Annotated in this window: 15 protein-coding genes; 10 read left to right on the top strand and 5 right to left on the bottom strand. The window is 64.9% G+C overall.

What is annotated here, in order from left to right:
* Window positions 1–40: 40 nt before the first annotated feature.
* Entirely contained in the window at window positions 41–823 is a 783-nt protein-coding gene (locus tag AC5Y21_RS24460; protein ID WP_499916444.1) for an SDR family oxidoreductase, read from the bottom strand.
* 464 nt (window positions 824–1287) lie between these two features.
* Between AC5Y21_RS24460 and AC5Y21_RS24455 the strand changes: the two genes are divergently transcribed.
* The 3 genes from AC5Y21_RS24455 to AC5Y21_RS24445 are packed head-to-tail and all read left to right on the top strand — an operon-like array spanning window position 1288 to window position 3536.
* The gene (locus AC5Y21_RS24455; protein WP_499916442.1) at window positions 1288–1533 is read left to right on the top strand and encodes a hypothetical protein; all 246 of its coding nucleotides are present in this window, start codon (window positions 1288–1290) and stop codon (window positions 1531–1533) included.
* A complete protein-coding gene (locus AC5Y21_RS24450; RefSeq protein WP_499916452.1) occupies window positions 1530–2318 on the top strand; it encodes an SDR family NAD(P)-dependent oxidoreductase in 789 nt (262 codons plus the stop codon). The genes AC5Y21_RS24455 and AC5Y21_RS24450 overlap by 4 nt, the downstream gene beginning before the upstream one ends.
* 33 nt (window positions 2319–2351) lie before the next feature.
* A complete protein-coding gene (locus AC5Y21_RS24445; RefSeq protein ID WP_499916440.1) occupies window positions 2352–3536 on the top strand; it encodes an acyl-CoA dehydrogenase family protein in 1185 nt (394 codons plus the stop codon).
* A gap of 20 nt (window positions 3537–3556) precedes the next feature.
* Here AC5Y21_RS24445 and AC5Y21_RS24440 read toward each other — a convergent pair whose 3' ends face one another.
* Complete coding sequence (locus AC5Y21_RS24440; protein WP_499916438.1) at window positions 3557–4285, bottom strand: DUF2652 domain-containing protein; 729 nt, start codon at window positions 4283–4285, stop codon at window positions 3557–3559.
* A gap of 504 nt (window positions 4286–4789) precedes the next feature.
* Between AC5Y21_RS24440 and AC5Y21_RS24435 the strand changes: the two genes are divergently transcribed.
* The 4 genes from AC5Y21_RS24435 to AC5Y21_RS24420 all read left to right on the top strand — a co-directional run bounded on the left by AC5Y21_RS24435 (window position 4790) and on the right by AC5Y21_RS24420 (window position 8143).
* Entirely contained in the window at window positions 4790–5461 is a 672-nt protein-coding gene (locus AC5Y21_RS24435; protein WP_499916436.1) for a hypothetical protein, read from the top strand.
* A 67-nt stretch (window positions 5462–5528) separates the two neighbouring features.
* Window positions 5529–6431 carry an NAD-dependent epimerase/dehydratase family protein gene (locus AC5Y21_RS24430; RefSeq protein WP_499916434.1) on the top strand — a complete coding sequence of 301 codons (903 nt, stop codon included), beginning with the start codon at window positions 5529–5531 and terminating at the stop codon, window positions 6429–6431.
* 78 nt (window positions 6432–6509) lie between these two features.
* On the top strand, window positions 6510–7268 hold the full coding sequence (locus AC5Y21_RS24425; RefSeq protein WP_499916450.1) for an SDR family oxidoreductase: 759 nt from the start codon (window positions 6510–6512) through the stop codon (window positions 7266–7268).
* Between the two features lie 11 nt (window positions 7269–7279).
* Window positions 7280–8143 (top strand): hypothetical protein, encoded by an 864-nt coding sequence (locus AC5Y21_RS24420; RefSeq protein WP_499916432.1) that lies wholly within the window; start codon window positions 7280–7282, stop codon window positions 8141–8143.
* 100 nt (window positions 8144–8243) lie between these two features.
* Here AC5Y21_RS24420 and AC5Y21_RS24415 read toward each other — a convergent pair whose 3' ends face one another.
* Together AC5Y21_RS24415 and AC5Y21_RS24410 are read right to left on the bottom strand one after the other, a co-directional pair.
* Window positions 8244–9410 (bottom strand): MalY/PatB family protein, encoded by a 1167-nt coding sequence (locus AC5Y21_RS24415; protein WP_499916448.1) that lies wholly within the window; start codon window positions 9408–9410, stop codon window positions 8244–8246.
* 77 nt (window positions 9411–9487) lie between these two features.
* Window positions 9488–10582: an NAD(P)H-dependent amine dehydrogenase family protein gene (locus AC5Y21_RS24410; RefSeq protein WP_499916430.1), complete on the bottom strand. Its 1095-nt coding sequence runs from the start codon at window positions 10580–10582 to the stop codon at window positions 9488–9490.
* 222 nt (window positions 10583–10804) lie between these two features.
* On the opposite strand from AC5Y21_RS24410, the gene AC5Y21_RS24405 reads away from it, so the two are divergent.
* Both AC5Y21_RS24405 and AC5Y21_RS24400 read left to right on the top strand, forming a co-directional pair.
* Complete coding sequence (locus AC5Y21_RS24405) at window positions 10805–11791, top strand: LLM class flavin-dependent oxidoreductase (protein WP_499916428.1); 987 nt, start codon at window positions 10805–10807, stop codon at window positions 11789–11791.
* Window positions 11792–11815: 24 nt separating this feature from the next.
* Complete coding sequence (locus tag AC5Y21_RS24400) at window positions 11816–12889, top strand: NAD(P)H-dependent amine dehydrogenase family protein (protein ID WP_499916446.1); 1074 nt, start codon at window positions 11816–11818, stop codon at window positions 12887–12889.
* Between the two features lie 57 nt (window positions 12890–12946).
* Here the strand turns inward: AC5Y21_RS24400 and AC5Y21_RS24395 are convergent, their stop codons facing one another.
* Complete coding sequence (locus AC5Y21_RS24395; protein WP_499916426.1) at window positions 12947–14395, bottom strand: RNA-guided endonuclease InsQ/TnpB family protein; 1449 nt, start codon at window positions 14393–14395, stop codon at window positions 12947–12949.
* A 435-nt stretch (window positions 14396–14830) separates the two neighbouring features.
* Between AC5Y21_RS24395 and AC5Y21_RS24390 the strand changes: the two genes are divergently transcribed.
* Complete coding sequence (locus tag AC5Y21_RS24390; RefSeq protein WP_499916424.1) at window positions 14831–15868, top strand: LLM class flavin-dependent oxidoreductase; 1038 nt, start codon at window positions 14831–14833, stop codon at window positions 15866–15868.
* The last annotated feature ends 1 nt before the right edge of the window (window position 15869 follow it).

The raw sequence follows: 15869 nt of genomic DNA, 5'->3' as shown, positions 1-15869 counted from the left end.
CGTTGCGTATTTGGGGCTTTTGCGTCTGCTCGCGAGCCTGTTAGGTGACCCACTCCGGTTGTTGCTCAGTGTCGACCGCGGAGAAGTCCTTGTGCGCGAGGCCGGCCACGCAGCCCCCGTCGACCACGAATTCCGATCCGGTGGAGTAGCTGGACTCGTCACTGGCGAGATAGACGACGAGGTTGGACACCTCTCGCGGCTGCGCAATTCGACCCAGCGCGGTCTGGAAGATGTCCTCGGGAACCCATTCGGTCATCGGCGTCTTGATGAGGCCGGGGTGAATCGAGTTCACCCGGACTCCGCTGGGCCCCAACTCCAGCGCGGCCGACTTGGTAAGGCCCCGGACACCGAATTTGGTTGCGGTGTAACCGTGGCAGGCGATGGTGCCGGCCAGTCCCTCGATCGATGAGATGTTGATGATGGATCCGCGACCGGCTTCCTTCATGGGTTTGGCGACGGCACGAATGCCAAGGAAAACCCCGGTCAGGTTGATGTCCAGGATCCGCTGCCATTCCGAAAGCTCGTAGTCCTCGATGGTGCCGATGTTGATGATCCCCGCGTTGTTGACCAGTATGTCGACGCCGCCGAACACGTCGAGGGCGGTTGCCACCGCAGCTTCCCATTGTTCGGGCTTGGTGACGTCCAGTGAGACATACCGGCACGAATCGCCGACTTCTTTGGCGACCAGCTCGCCTTCATGGTCAAGGATGTCGCCGAACACCACCTTCGCGCCCTCGTCCACCATCGCCCGCACGTGCGACGCGCCCATCCCGCGCGCGCCGCCGCTGACCAGCGCGACCTTTCCCGACAGTCGTCCCGTCATATCGTCCTCCGGCTCATTTGAACGCCTTATGGTCTCAGCACGGTAGTCGCGGGGTTGCGGGGGGTTGGTGCTGGCACGTTCCGCATCGGTGTCGCACGGGTGCGGTAGTGTCGCGGGCTCGCGAGATGACCCATCGTCAACCGGCCTACGCGGAGGTACAGTTAGCAAACGTCGTCGGTGGTGTGGATGAGGTGATCACCTTGGCATGGAATGCAATTGCGCCACTAAAAAGCCGAGTGCCACTTGGGGTTTCAGCTATAGCACTCGTCGCATCCGGTGTCGTCCTGTCGACGGGATCCGAGCCGGGGGCTACACCTTCGGGTTACACCCTGATCTCGACAACCACACCCGGTGTGCCGCCGGCGGTCCCGCTGACGCCAAATGACCAGGGCTACGTTCGTGTGCAAACGAAGTCAGGATCAACCGCATGTTCGATCAATGCCGAATTGGTAGCCTGCCGAACGATGGAGAACAACTGGCCCACCGGCTCAGACGGGCACCCCTACCACATCGCCAGCATCAACGCGGATGGCCAGTTCCACTGGGTTACAGCTGATCTCGGGCTGCTCGAGGGCAAAGTGACGATGGACTACCAGACCTACAGCGCACAAGGCTGGACGATCGTCGCCAGCGCGGACGGCACGAAGTTCACCAATGACCGGACCGGCCACGGAATGTCCGTCAGCACTCAGAGCGTGACGCCGTTCTGAACACCGCTGATCGCCCCAGTCCCCGCACGTACGTCGTGACGGGCGCCGCATCGGGTATCGGCCTGGCTACGGCCCGGCGGTTGGTAGCCGACGGCGCCACGGTCGTCGGCGCAGACCTGGCTTCCCCGCCCGACCTCGGCCCCGAGTTCAAGTTCGTGACGGCCGACGTGACCGACGAGGCCGCCGTCGCGGCCGTGTTCGACGCCGTGGCCGACCGCCTCGACGGTGTCGTGCACTCCGCCGGCGTCGCCGGCGGGGGCCCGGTTCATCTGCTTCCGCGCGCCGAATGGGACCGGGTGGTCGGCGTCAACCTCACCGCCACGTTCCTGGTGGCGAAGGCCGCCCTGGCCCGGATGATCGAGCAACCGCGCGTGGACGGCGAGCGTGGCTCTATCGTCACACTCGCCAGCATCGAGGGCCTGGAAGGTACGGCGGGCGGCAGTTCTTACAACGCCGCCAAGGGTGGTGTCGTGCTGTTGACCAAGAACATTGCGCTCGACTACGGGCCGAGCGGCATCCGGGCCAATGCGATCTGTCCCGGCTTCATCAAAACGCCGATGGCAGAGAGCGTGTTCGGGATGCCGGGGATGGAGGGTCCGGCGGCCTCGATCACCAAGGAGCACGCTTTGCAGCGGCTGGGGGAGCCGGAGGAAATCGCGGCCGTGACGGCATTTCTGTTGTCCCCGGACGCTTCTTTCGTCACCGGTCAGGCCATCGCCGTCGACGGCGGCTACACCGCGGGCCGCGACCACGGCGTCGTCCAGCTCTTCGGCTTCCCCGAGTGACCCCACACAACGAAGCGGTGATAGGAAAAACCTATGACGTCGACAGCCGAAATGAGTGGCCAGGTCGTTGCCCTGGCGCGGGGGATGCGAGACCTGGTGCGCGCCGAAGCGGCCGAATCCGAGCGGATACGCACCCTCACTGACGCGATTGTGGACGAGATGTGGAACAGCGGGTTGATGTCGGCATTCAATCCGGTCGCGGCCGGCGGTGTCGAGCCCTCGTTCGCCGAAATGATCGAGACGTGGATCGAAATGGCTTGGCAGGACGGCTCATTCGGATGGGTCGGTATCGCGAACCTGCCGTCGACTTTCGCGGCCGCCGCGTATCTGCCGGACGAAGGTTTTGCAGAAGTGTTTGCCGCCCACGACAACCGGGTCACGATGGGAGGCCAGTTCTTCCCAAACGGCCAGGGACACGCCACCGACAGCGGCTACAGGTTGAGTGGATCATGGAGTTTCGGCTCAGGCATTGGACATTCGCAGTACGTCGCTGCCGGGTTTTTGCCGATGGACGACGGCGAGATGCGTTGGATCAGCGAAGGTATCCCCGACATGCGGGTGGCGCTGCTGCCGCGACAGGAGGTGTCGTTCGACGACGGCTGGCACGTTCAGGGGCTCAAGGGAACTGGATCCTACGACTACAGCGTCCAGGATGTGTTCGTGCCGCAGCATCGGACGTTCGCCCTGTTCACTCGCGAGCCGTATCGGGGTGCGTCGCCCGCCACCCGCATGGGGCTGATGCCGGTGACAGCGGCCGGTCACGCGTCGTGGGCACTCGGGGTCTCTAAGAGCATGCTCGACGATGTCGCCGAACTGGCGGCGACCAAATTCCGGATGAGTGACATGGCGGCACTGGCCAGTCGCCCGACCTTTCAGAAGGGGCTCGCACAACACGTCGCGGCGTGGCGCGCTGCCCGCCTTCTGGTGCTCGACGCATTCACCACCGCGGAGGCCGCCGTTGCCGCGGGCGAAGATCTGAGGCCGACCCTGCGAGCGGACATGCGGGTGGCCGCCATCCACGCCACCGACACGGCCCGCAACTGCGCGGAATGGGCTCATCTGGTCGCCGGTACCACTTCGATCCGCGAGGGCAGCCGCCTCGAACGCGCGTTCCGCGATATGTACACCGGGACCCAGCACGCCTTCATCAGCGAGAAGGTCGCCATCGACGTGGCACAAGTCTGGCTGGGCATCATCGAGGACCAGTTCGGGCTTTAGGGCCGAGCGGACGCGCGCGGTTAGTCGGCCCGCACTTCGCGGGCGCGGCCCAGATGACGGAAGCCGGCACACGCCTTCTTGATACCCAGCGCGTACGGCAGCGCCCCGGACTCGAACTTCAGCTTGGCCCCTAGCCGGGCGCTGAAGCCGCGCTCCGGTACCGCGGGTGTCACCTCGGACGTGGCCAGGTCGATGTAGTGAGTGGATGTTTCTCCGATGCCCTCAAAGTGGTGAATCAGCGGCAGGCAAAGACCGCGCATGTGCTCGTCGAGGCACTCCGCCACGACGTCGGTCATCAGGACGTATTCCGGCACCGGGACGTCGTTTTTCAGCATTCTGTGTACGAGGATGACGTCGACGCCGGCAAGCTCGACGAGGCGCTTGACTTTCTGTCGCGCCACCTCACCCTCATGGGCGACGAATTTCAGCGAAAGGCTATCCAACTGAGCACAGCTCGCGCACTCGCAGGAAATGTCTTTCTTCATCCTCTCCCGTCGCACGAGAAATGACCGACGCATGTCCGAAAGGCGTTCGCACACCAGCACTTTAGCGTTTCCGCCCGGCGCCCAGAAGAACGCTGCGTCGCCCTCCAGCTTCGCCAGCTTCAAGCCTTTCCCGGCGTCGATCACCGACTCCAGCAGATGTCCGACCGTCTGTTGGGCGTGGGCCAGATGGAGCCGGTTCCAACGCATGTAGTTCGTATATCCGCCGATGTCGGCGATCAGCAGAACGGCGCGTTGAATGGCCATGATTTCGGCAGTCTACCCAGGTCAGGCCACTGGAGCGGTGGTTTGCGGCTTTCGCGATTGGCAGCGGTCGCCGCGTGAGCCACTTCAGCACCGGCGAGAAGCGCCACCCGCACACATTTTGCGTTTAGCGTGTGCTGACGACGTTCGGTGTGTACCGACGGCTTTGGGTGTGAACTGACGGCGTTGAGCGTGTACCGACGGCTTTGGGTGTGTACTGACGGCGTTCGGTGTGAATAGGGGGCGGGAATCGGCGCTTGTCCCAGCCCAGGATTCACCCGCAAAGCCCAGGATTCACGCCCAAAGCCCAGGATTCACCCGCAAAGCCCAGGGTCCACGCGGAAGGCCTGAACAGTCGCCGCGGGCACCTCGACGTGAGGTCGTACCGGCTTCGAAAAGCGATAGCGCGGGTGATATCGATTTCGGAAACCGGATGACGCCCCGCCAGCAGAGGCGCGTGTGGCAGTTGTGACGAGCGCCGGATGACAGCGGTGGCATCCTTGCTTTATGGGCTTGGTATTCCGCCTGGTGGAGCTTCTCATCCTGTTACTGCCGCTGGCAGGGGTGATCGTCGCCGCGCACAAGGCGTTCTCGGCCTTCCGAAGAGGCCAGCGGCCCGGTCGCGCGGAGTCGAATGAGACGACGGATGACACGGCGCGCGGCCACACCGGCGGCAATCAGGCCGCTCAGTGGGCGGCGATCAAACGTGTCGTCGAGGAGCACGCCCGAACGGATGCACGATGGCTGGAGTACGAACTCGACTTCGCCAAGCTGCTGGACTTCCCGTTGATGACAGACATGCGCGATCCGTTCACGACGGCCTTCCACAAGGCCAAGCTGCGGGCCGACCTGCTCCGTCCCACCAGAGCCGAAGGTCTTCTCGACGACCGTGAAGCCGCAGCGCAGTACCTCGCCGCGGTCGAGGAGTACGTGACCGCGTTCAACGTTGCCGAGACCGAGGCAATCCGTCGGCGCAGCAACGACTTCTCCGAAGAAGCTCAGCAGCGGATTGCGCGTGCTCAGAGCCTGTTGCGCGTGGTGTCGGACGCCGCGGCGACGCCGCAGGAGCGCCAGCACGCCTACGACCTGGCACGCAAAGAACTGGATGGACTGATCGTGTTGCCTTCCCCGACCCAGGCAAGAATCGAACGCGGGATCGCCGGTGAATTAGACGGCTGACAGTCCCGAACCCCGCCATTACGGACCAGCGGGTAACTGTAAACCCCGGGCCGCATACCATCAGCGCATGCGCGGCTACAAAATCTTGATCACCGGCCCGAGCGGCCAGGTCGCCGCTCCCATCGCCCGGGCGCTGGCCGCCGACAACGAGGTGTGGGGTATCGCCCGATTCACCGACGCCACCGCGCGTGCCGAGCTGGAGCGGGCCGGTGTGCGCTGCGAGACGGTCAACCTGACCGCCGGCGACTTCTGTGCGATCCCGGACGACTTCGACTACGTGCTCAACCTGGCAGTGGCCAAAAGCGGCAATTGGGACAAGGACCTGGCGGCCAACGCGGAGTCGGCCGGCCTGCTCATGAACCACTGCCGCGGTACCAAAGGCTTCCTGTACTGCTCCTCGACGGCCGTCTATGACCCGCCCGACGACCAGCCCCGCACCGAGCATGCCGCCCTGGGAGACAACCACAAAGTCGTGTTCCCGACCTATTCCATCTCGAAGATCGCGGGCGAGGCCGTGGTCCGGTCGATGACACGGGTGCTGGGCGTGCCGACCACCATCGCCCGCCTGAATGTGCCATACGGCGACACCGGCGGGTGGCCGTACTACCACATGGAGATGATGCTGGCTGGCATACCGATTCCGGTGCCGCCGGGAGGTCCGGCCCGCTACAACCCCATTCATCAGGAAGACATCATCGCGACCATCCCGAAATTGCTCGAGGTGGCGTCGGTTCCCGCGGTCACGGTCAACTGGGCCGGCAACGAGACGGTCAGCCTCCAGGAGTGGTGCGCCTACCTTGGCTCGCTGATCGGTCGGGAGCCGCTGTTTCAGGAGGACCCGCAGGCGCTGGGTGGGGTTCCCATCGACCTGACCCGGATGCGCGAGCTCGTCGGCGGCACCACAGTCAACTGGCGCGACGGGATCCGCCGCATGGTGGCCAAGTTTCACCCGGAGCTGGTTGGCGCATGAACTAGCCATTGTTGGTAGGGCTGGGCGCCGGCGTCCAGCGCGTCGAATTCGATTGATAGGACGGATATGTCGAGAACGGTGGTGATCGGTGCGTCGAGCGGGCTGGGGCGCTGTATTGGTGTCGGCCTGGCTAAGCGCGGCGCGAATGTGGCGCTTCTCGCACGACGTCGGGAGCGTCTGGAGGCGGCGACGCAGGAGGCGGGGGAGGGTGCCGTCGCCGTCGAATGCGATGTGACCGATCAGGACTCGTGCCGGTCGGCGATCGACGCTGCCGCCGAGGCGCTCGGCGGCATCGACAACCTGGTGTATGCATCCGCCATATGCCCGCTGGAGCGCATCGCCGACACCGATGCCGAACTGTGGCGGCAGGTATTGGATACCAACGTCATCGGTGCGTCGCTGACGACAGCCGCGGCGATCCAGCACTTGGTGGCGTCCGGGGGCAAAGCGGTTTACCTCTCGTCCGATTCGGGCAGCTATGGTCCGCCGTGGCCGGGCCTTGGCGCGTATGGCGTCAGCAAGGCCGCGCTGGAGAGGCTCGTGGAGGTGTGGCAGGCCGAGCATCCAAATGTCGGCTTTACCAACCTCATTGTCGGGGAGTGCGCGGGCGGTGAGGGCGACTCGATGACCGGAATGAGCAGCGACTGGGATCGCGAACTTGCCATGAAGGCTTACCCGCTGTGGACAGCGCGCGGCTGCATGCCGGGACAGTTGATGCCCGTTGAGGATCTCGTCGAAGTGGTGCATACGATTCTGCGCACCGACGCGGCAACGTCGATGCCGGTCGTGGTCGCCAGGGGCGCGTCCGCGACCCCAGCGGGTCTGCTGGACACGTGACGGAGACGCAGATGCCCGAACAACCACGAGACATCAGAGAGCTGGCCGACGACACCGAGGCCTACCGGGCCGAGCTGCTGCGCCGCTGGACCGGCCTGCTGAGCTACCGCTATATCGGTCGCAATCATGCGTCGATGAACATCGGTGAAGTCGACGACACCGTTCGCATCCGTCGCGACATGCGCAACGAGGCAGGCGGAATCATGGTCGCCCCGTTGGCGATTGCCTCACCCGAAGGGTGCCAGACCGACATGGTCGCGGTGCCCAATCCGGTGATCTCCTCGGTGCAGATTTTGGATCCGGGCCTCGACGTCGAAACCGTCCTGGTGGTCGGTTCCGGCAACGTTCACCAAGGCAGAACGATGGGCTACGGCCGATGCCTGATCGTCGACGCGGACAACCAAGATCGCGTTATCGCCTTTATTCAGGGGCAAGGCGCGGCCATCGGTCAACCGCCGCCCGGCCTGGAGAAGATGGACGTGACCGGTACGGAATTGGTCATCGAGGATTCGCCAGACCTCCCGCCGCTGTGGCAGGCGTTCGGAGCATCCAGGCGCGACGACGGGCACTGGGTGATGCCCGAGCTCACCCTCGAGGTGGCATCGCCCGACGCCGCGCTGCACATCGGGCCGCAGCACGTCTTGCTGGAGACGGCCGCGATCGACCTGGCCGCCGAGCAGGCGGGCACGAGAAAGCTGCAGGTCCAAAGCTGGCACGTGATGTTCATGTCGCGCGGCAAGGTAGGCCCATTCCGCGCCGACGGGACCGCGTACCGCGGCCACGACGGGCGCATCGGCGTGCGCATGCTCATCCACGACGAGGGCAACAACGATCGCCCCATCACCGCCGGCTCGGCAGTATTCGAGGTCCTGTAAGCGGCGCGACTGGCGCGACTGGCCGAGCAGACGCAGAATCGCCTAAATCGATACCGATTTAGGCGATTCTGCGTCTGCTCGCCCCCAAAGGGGGCCCGATTCAGGGGCTTTTGCGTCTGTTCGCGCCATCCACCGCGCGGCCCATCCGCATCACCGCCTCCACCAGAATGGCTTGCGAGGTACCGATATTCATGCGCACATGCCCCACGCCGCCGGTTCCGAAAGCGTGGCCGGACGTGAGCACGACACGGGCGTTGTCGAGAAACCAGCGCGCCGGACCGGACAGATCGGATACCACCGCCAAACCCTCGACGGTCTTTTCGGTGAAGCCCAGTTGCCGGCAATCCAGCCATGCCAGATACGTGCCTTCCAGTCCTTGAAACCGCACACCGGGAAGGTGCTCGGTTACCAACTCGCCCAGCAATTTCCGGTTCGCGTCCAGGCCCTGCAGCAGCGCGTCGAGCCAGTCACCGCCGGTGCGGAACGCTTCGGTGTGCGCGATGACGCCGAGGTGACTTGGGCCGTGACTGACTTCCTCGGGCATCCGCCTGAGGTCCGCGGCCGATTCCGGACCGGCAACGGCCAACGCCGCTTTCAGGCCGCACAGGTTCCACGCCTTGGAGGCCGATATCAGGGCCAGGGCGTTCTCCGCGCCGGGCACAGTCAGATACGGGACAAACCGTGCTCCCGGCAGCACGAGCGGGGCATGAATCTCGTCCGATACCACGCGGATACCGAATCGGCGGGCTAGGTCGGCAATACCGCTCAGTTCGTCGACTGTGTGCACCGACCCCGTCGGATTGTGCGGATTGCACAGCAGATAAGCCACTTTCGCGTTGGGCCCGCCGGAACTTCGGGCACTAGAGAACGCTTCCTCCAACGCTGTCAAATCAATTCGGCCGTCGCCGCCCAGCGGCGCTTCGACCACGCGTCGGCCGTCATGCGAGACGAACGCGTAAAACGGGGGATACACCGGCGGATTCACGATCACCGCATCACCGCGTTCGGTGACCAGACGCAGCATCTCCACGACACCGAGCATCACGTCGGGAACGACCGCCGTACGGCTGACCGCCAGATCATGCCAATCCCAGCGCTGCGAGGCGAATTCACTGACCGCAACCGCATACCCTCTTCCGTACGGGTAGCCGGTATCACCGATGTCGACCGCCCGGCGGATCGCGTCGGCCACCGTCGGCGCAAGCCTGACATCCATCTCGGCGACCCACAGCGGCAAGACATCGGCGGGATGCGCGCGCCACTTCATGCTGCTGCGCTCGCGCAGTTGCTCGACGGTCAGCTCTTCGAGAGGATTGGGCGCTCCGAGACTCACGAGCAACAACGTTAGCCGCTGACGAACGCGCCCTTCGGAATCGTCAGGGGCAGGTCCACCGAACTCAGCAGGCCGGGCGACGCGGCAACGACATATGGCACGGCGTTCACGACGCGCATCGCGGTCGCGACCATCGCCCCGGCCCCCGAGCCCATTCCCGCGATTCCGGCCCGGCGGGGATCTTTGAGCGTGGCGGCCAGCGTGCAGTCGATGTCGGGGTTGCCCGTGATCACGACGCGGTAGGAGAGATCGCCGATTCCGGTGGGCCAGTCGGGGGCGACGTCGTGCGCGAGCCTGGTGACGTGCTCGATGACGATGGCTTCGCGGCCGTCGACCACCCCGATCGCCTGCATTCGCAGCGCACCGCAGGTGCCGGCCTCCACCGTACCCATGGCCACCTCCAGCGTGCGGTTGGTGATGGCGCGATCGAATCCCTCGCGGACTTCCTGGACCTCAACCCCCAGCGCGTCGGCGACCAGCCGGATCTGCCCTTGCCATTCGCCGGCGATGGCACCGGGAAAGCCGATCCAGGGCTGGTAGTCGAGTGGACGGCCGAAGCCCAGCGCGTCGCTCATGATGTCGGGAACCCCGTAGTCGTCGTACAGGCCGATTTCAAACGCATGGATCTTTTCGATGGACGACGACTGCGTCGACAGCACCAGGGGCAGGTAGTCGGCGGCAAAGCCCGGTTCGATGCCTGACGCATACAGCGACACCTGGCCCTGCTTTGCGGCGGCGGCGAGCTGGTCGCGCCATTCGGTGGGCTGGTAGGCGTGCGGATTGACCAGCCGGGTGGTGCTGGTCGTGACGACGTTGATCCCGGCTTGGAGCAGCTTGACGTAGTCCGGAATGGCCAGCGCGTCGCGTTCGGGGCCACTGGCGGCATAGACCACGCAGTCGGGCTTCAGGGCGATCAGCGCGTCGGCGTCATTGGTGGCGGCAAGGCCGATCGGCACGCCGTTGGCGAGTTCGCCGGCATCCTTCCCGACCTTGTCGTCGGAGTGCACCCACACACCGGCCAGTTCCAGATCGGGACGCCGCTGGATGGTGGTGATGGCGATCGATCCGATGCCGCCCGTTGCCCACACCACGACGCGGTAAGCCATCTCGTTTCCTCCTTGCCCGATCGGTGCGCGCAATCGGAGTGAAAAATCAAGCGGTGACAAAGGTTTCTTGAGATACCGAATGTTTGATCCGGAAGCTAACAGTAGCCGACCGGCGGGTCAAGAGCCCCGAGACGCTAAGGCGCAATGCCGAACCTATGGCTGAACAAACGTTAGGTTAATGTGCATGAGTATGAGCCCACCGGATGAGCCCAAGCTGCACTGATGTACACGCTCAGATTCGACATGCGCGCGCCGGGTTGGGCCGGGCCGGCCGCTGACCTCTACGCCGCGGCCGTCGAAATGTGCGTGTGGGCAGAGACGCGGGGCGGGGTACTCGCGATCCTGTCTGAGCATCACGGCACCGACGACGGCCATCTGCCCGTGCCGCTGATGTTGGCCTCCGCGATTGCCGCCCGGACGCGGAATTTGGCGATCCTGCTGGCCGCGGTACCGATTCCGTTGTGGGATCCCGTTCGACTCGCCGAAGAGATGAGCGTGCTGGACCTGATCAGCAAGGGGCGGGTGTCGTATGTGTTCGGTATCGGGCATCGCGCGGAGGAGTACGACCACTTCGGCATCGACATGAGCACTCGCGGCCGCGTGGCAGACGAAATTTTGGCGGTGCTCGGCGCGTTGTTGCGCGGTGAGTCCGTCGAGTATCGGGGCCGACCGGTACGCGTCACCCCGGCGTGCGGTTCGCCCGGCGGACCGCTGATCCTGATCGCCGGCGGCAGCAAAGCCGCAGCGCGGCGGGCGGGAACCTTTGGGCTCGGGTTCGTTTCGCAGACCGACCTGCCCGGCCTGAAGGAATTCTACGAAGCGCAGTGCCGCGCCCATGGACACGAGCCTGCAGCCTTCCAGGGCCCCGTGACGGGCACTCCGACAACAGTTTTCGTTGCTGACAATATCGACGAGGCGTGGGAGGTCTTGGGACCTCACCTGCTTCACGACGCGACGACGGCGGCTTCTTACCGGTCCAAGTATCGGCCGCATGACGATTCGGTGGCCAGCATTACCCGGGCCGACAGCGTGGCCGCGCTGCGCGCAGAGAACGGCCCATATCGCGTGTTGTCCCCCGATGAGGCGACCGAGTACGTGGGTAACGGCAAGCCGCTACCGCTGCATCCGCTCTGCGGCGGCCTGCGACCCGACACGGCGTGGCCATATCTGGAACGTGCCGCGGCCGCTGCACAACGAGCCCACGAGTAAGGAGTGTCAATCGTGCCGCCGAACTTGCCGAAGCCGCTGCGTACCGTCGTCTGGTCGACCGGGGGAGTCGGGTCGATCGCGATCGATGCCATCGGACGCCGGCCCGATCTGGAACTCGTTGGGGTCTGGGTACATTCCCCCGAAAAGGTCGGGAAGGACGCCGGTGAGTTGGCCGGCGGTGCGCCGATCGGACTGGCCGCCACCAACGACGCCGATGCGCTGATCACATCGAAGCCCGACTGCGTCGTGTATGCGGCCAGCGGTCCCGAACGCGACGGAGCCGCCGTTCCTGACTACGTCCGGCTCCTGGAGGCAGGCATCAACGTGGTTTCGACGACGTCTACGAGCTTGGTATACCCGCCGACGTATTTTGCGCCGGATTGGCGCGACCAGCTCGAGGCGGCCGCGAAGGCCGGCGGCGCGTCTTTCTACGGCTCGGGAATCTTTCCCGGCTTCGCCTCCGATCAGCTCGCGCTGCTCATGACGACCCAGTCGAAGCGCATCCGCACCATTACCGCCAGCGAGGTCGCGCTCAACGACCACTACCCGGTGGCCGACGTGATGATGGACGGGATGGGATTTGGTCGCCCACTGGATTTCGAACCGATGATGAAGACTCCCGGTTTCATCGAGATGGCCTGGAAGGCGCCGATATACCTGATCGCGAGCGGTCTCGGCGTGGAGGTGGAGCGGCTGCAAAGTTCCTTCGACCGGCAGCTGACCGATCGGGACATCGAGGTGGCGTTCGGCACCGTCAAGGCAGGTACCTGCGGTGCGGTGCGCACCCGCGCCGCCGGGGTGGTCAACGGCGGTGAAGCCATCGTGATCGAGCACGTCATCCGGATGGCCCGCGATGTCGCACCGGACTGGCCGACCTCGGATTGCGACGCCACCTATCGAGTGGACATCGAAGGCGACCCGGATATCCACTGTGTGATGACGCTGGGCGAGGCCGTGGGCCACGGCGCCGGGCACGCGGCGATGGCATCCACGGCGATGCGGGTGGTCAACGCGGTTCCGTACGTGGTCGAGGCGGCTCCCGGGCTGCTCAGCTCTCTCGATATCCCGACAACGCTGCCACGGCATGTATTTGACTAAAGCGTGTCGAGCAACTGTGTTGAGTGTTCGGCACCGCCCTTCTCGGGCGTCGTCGGTTCAGGCCGCGGGTGCGGTGTGAACGTCGGTTCCCGCGTCAGCCGGGCTGGGTTGGCCGGCACACGCGGGGGGCTGGCCCTTGCCGTCCCGTCGGCGGGCGTTGTTGGCTCGGCCTCCTGCTTGGGGGTCCGGGGATCGTGAGAGGTCACGGTGGGTGTGGCCCCAGCGGGCCAGATTGGTGGCCGCGTTTGTGTCGCGATCGGTCACATGTCCGCAACTACACGCGAACACGCGGTCGGTCAGCGTCAGGTCGTCACGAAGAGCCCCGCACGCTGAACAGAGCTTACTGGATGCAAACCAGCGGTTAGCGACGATCACCTGACCGCCCCGCCAGGTCTGCTTGTAGCGCAGCATGCGCGCGAACTCCGACCACCCAGCATCCGATATCGCCCGCGCGAGGCGGTGATTGCGCAGCATTCCGGTCACGTTGAGGTTTTCGACGACGAGCCGGTCGTGGGTCTTGACCAGCGCGCCCGAGACCTGGTGCAGAAAATGCCGGCGCACATTGGCGACGTCATGGTGATGCCGCCTCAGTCTCGCGGCAGCCTGACGACGGTTGACTGATCCTTTCTGCTTGCGGGACAACGCTTTTGCTCGCCGCTGTTGTCGCCTCATACCAGCGCTAAGCGCCTTGGGTGCATCGCAGATCCGAGCGAGCTCGGTGCCGTCGGCGGTGGCGGCGACCACAAACGCTGTCAGGCCCCGATCCAACCCGACCCAACCGTCGTCATCGTCGGCGGCCCGCGGCGGATGCTGGCGTGCGGGGTGTAAGTCGGCGGCCTCGACATTCAGCGACACCCACCAGTGCCTGCCGCAGTAGGTAACGGTGGCGAACAAGATCTTGGCCCGGCCCTTGGCGAGCATGCGCCGTAGTCGGCGGGTGTCGTCATGGACTGCAATCCAGCCGATACCGGGCAGGGTGACCGAGCGGGACCGCTCATTGTCACCGATCCGGATCGCGGGCTTGCCGTTGCTGGGGTGCTTGTTGCGTAGCCGAAACGATGGCAGCGCACCGGTTTTCTTCTTGAAGCGGGGAAACCCGACACGCTTGCCCTTGCGCTTACCGCAGCGCGAATCCGACCAGGCTTTCAACCCTTTGCCCAAATCGACCGCGGCTTCTTCGAATACCTGCTGACAAACCTCCGTGCGCCACGACAAGCCGGTCACCACAACCTCGGTCACACCATCGGTGCCGACGGCCAACACCCGGCCGGCGTCCTGGGTCTTCTTCCACGCGTTGAACGTGTTGATCAGATCAAACCCGGTCCACGGCACGCCCACATCCGGATCGTTCTTGCGGTCGGTGAGTGCGGTTTTCACGATACGTAGGCACTGGTTGAACGCAAATCGCGCAGCGCCAGCATGCCGGGCCAGCACCTCGTGCTGCTCGACCGAGGGATCGAGGCAGAAACGAAACGTGGTATGCCGTGTCATCTCAGCGATGAGCATCGCACAACCCACCGACAAACACCTGACCTCAGATGAGCTGCCGGTCGGCGTAATCACGATCGGTTGTCATGTGACCCCAACGCGCCGCACCGGCGCCGCGCCACACAGTCATCGACGCCGCTACCACGGCGGGCGTCACCCATCGACGTCGTGTCCGGGCCTAAACCTAGCCGTGGCTTCATCGTCTAGCCCCGTCGCTGGGTGGTCGAACGCACCAACGGCTGGATCAACCACTGCTGACGCCTCGACCGCCATTACGAAACCACCCTCATCGCCCACGAAGGATTCCTCGTCCTCAGCCAAATCGCCCTATTCTTGCGACGACTCGACCGCAACCAGTTGTTCGACACCCTCTAGTCGTTGACCACACCATGAACTCGACGTAGCGTACGTGAGACAAATATTAGGTCATCTAGGGAGTATCGAGGGAGCTGCATGTTCACCCTGCGCTTCGACATGCGGGCCCCGGCATGGGGGGCGCCGCCGGCCGCGCTGTACGCGGCGGTACCCGAGATGTGCGCATGGGCCGAGGACCACGGCGGACTCGCGGCCGTGCTGTGCGAACACCATGGATCCGACGACGGATACTTGCCGGCCCCGCTGATGCTGGCTTCGGCGATTGCGTCGCGCACGCAACGGCTGGCCTTGAGCCTGATCCTGATTCTTCCGTTCTACGACCCAGTACGCCTCGCCGAGGACATGGCGGTCCTCGACATCCTCAGCGATGGCCGGGCGTCGTACATCCTGGCGCTGGGGTATCGGCCCGAGGAGTACGACATCTTCGGTGTATCGCTTGGCGATCGCGGACGTCTGGCCGACGAAAAACTCGGCCTGCTGCGACGACTGCTGGCGGGCGAGAAGGTCGTTGAAGACGGGCGACAAATCCTGGTTACGCCGCTTCCGCAAACCTCCGGTGGGCCGGGAATGATGTGGGGCGGCGGCAGCCTGGCAGCGGCCCGACGGGCCGGGAGGTACGGCCTGGGCATGTTGGCGAATGCCAATATCCCAGGTATGCGGGAAGCCTATGAGGCTTCCTGTCGCAAGCACGGATACACGCCCGGCGTGGCATTCTTTCCCGACCGCAACACGCCGTCGGCCACCTTCGTCGCCGATGACGTGGACCAGGCCTGGGCCGAGCTCGGCGAGCATTTGCTGCACGACGCGCGCGCCTACGCCGAATGGAACCCCGGGAACGAGACGTCGGCGGGGTTCTCACATGTGACGACCGTCGACGAGCTGCGCGAAGCGTCGGCGTCACACGTGATCATTTCTACCGCGGAAGCGATTTCGCGGGTTCGCGCGGGAAAGATGCTCACCCTGTCGCCGCTGTGCGGTGGGCTACCGCCGGAAATCGCGTGGCCCTATCTCAAGCGCGTCGGCGAGGTCGTGCTGCCAGAGGCCGCCCGCTCGGCGCCGGCCGAGACAGCAGAGGACGGTGTGCTGGGCGAGTTGCTGTCGGACCGAGGGAAGTAAC

Source organism: Mycobacterium sp. NGS41 (assembly GCF_059812725.1).
Note: the sequence above shows the minus strand (reverse complement) of the source record. Positions and strands in the feature narration are given on the sequence as shown.

Excerpts from the sequence above, each read along its gene's own strand:
- AC5Y21_RS24460 (WP_499916444.1), bottom strand. The coding sequence starts at position 823 with ATGACGGGACGACTGTCGGGAAAGGTCGCGCTGGTCAGCGGCGGCGCG.
- AC5Y21_RS24430 (WP_499916434.1), top strand. The coding sequence starts at position 5,529 with ATGCGCGGCTACAAAATCTTGATCACCGGCCCGAGCGGCCAGGTCGCC.
- AC5Y21_RS24420 (WP_499916432.1), top strand. The coding sequence starts at position 7,280 with ATGCCCGAACAACCACGAGACATCAGAGAGCTGGCCGACGACACCGAG.
- AC5Y21_RS24415 (WP_499916448.1), bottom strand. The coding sequence starts at position 9,410 with ATGAAGTGGCGCGCGCATCCCGCCGATGTCTTGCCGCTGTGGGTCGCC.
- AC5Y21_RS24435 (WP_499916436.1), top strand. The coding sequence starts at position 4,790 with ATGGGCTTGGTATTCCGCCTGGTGGAGCTTCTCATCCTGTTACTGCCG.
- AC5Y21_RS24445 (WP_499916440.1), top strand. The coding sequence starts at position 2,352 with ATGACGTCGACAGCCGAAATGAGTGGCCAGGTCGTTGCCCTGGCGCGG.
- AC5Y21_RS24440 (WP_499916438.1), bottom strand. The coding sequence starts at position 4,285 with ATGGCCATTCAACGCGCCGTTCTGCTGATCGCCGACATCGGCGGATAT.
- AC5Y21_RS24390 (WP_499916424.1), top strand. The coding sequence starts at position 14,831 with ATGTTCACCCTGCGCTTCGACATGCGGGCCCCGGCATGGGGGGCGCCG.
- AC5Y21_RS24455 (WP_499916442.1), top strand. The coding sequence starts at position 1,288 with ATGGAGAACAACTGGCCCACCGGCTCAGACGGGCACCCCTACCACATC.
- AC5Y21_RS24395 (WP_499916426.1), bottom strand. The coding sequence starts at position 14,395 with ATGCTCATCGCTGAGATGACACGGCATACCACGTTTCGTTTCTGCCTC.
- AC5Y21_RS24410 (WP_499916430.1), bottom strand. The coding sequence starts at position 10,582 with ATGGCTTACCGCGTCGTGGTGTGGGCAACGGGCGGCATCGGATCGATC.
- AC5Y21_RS24405 (WP_499916428.1), top strand. The coding sequence starts at position 10,805 with ATGTACACGCTCAGATTCGACATGCGCGCGCCGGGTTGGGCCGGGCCG.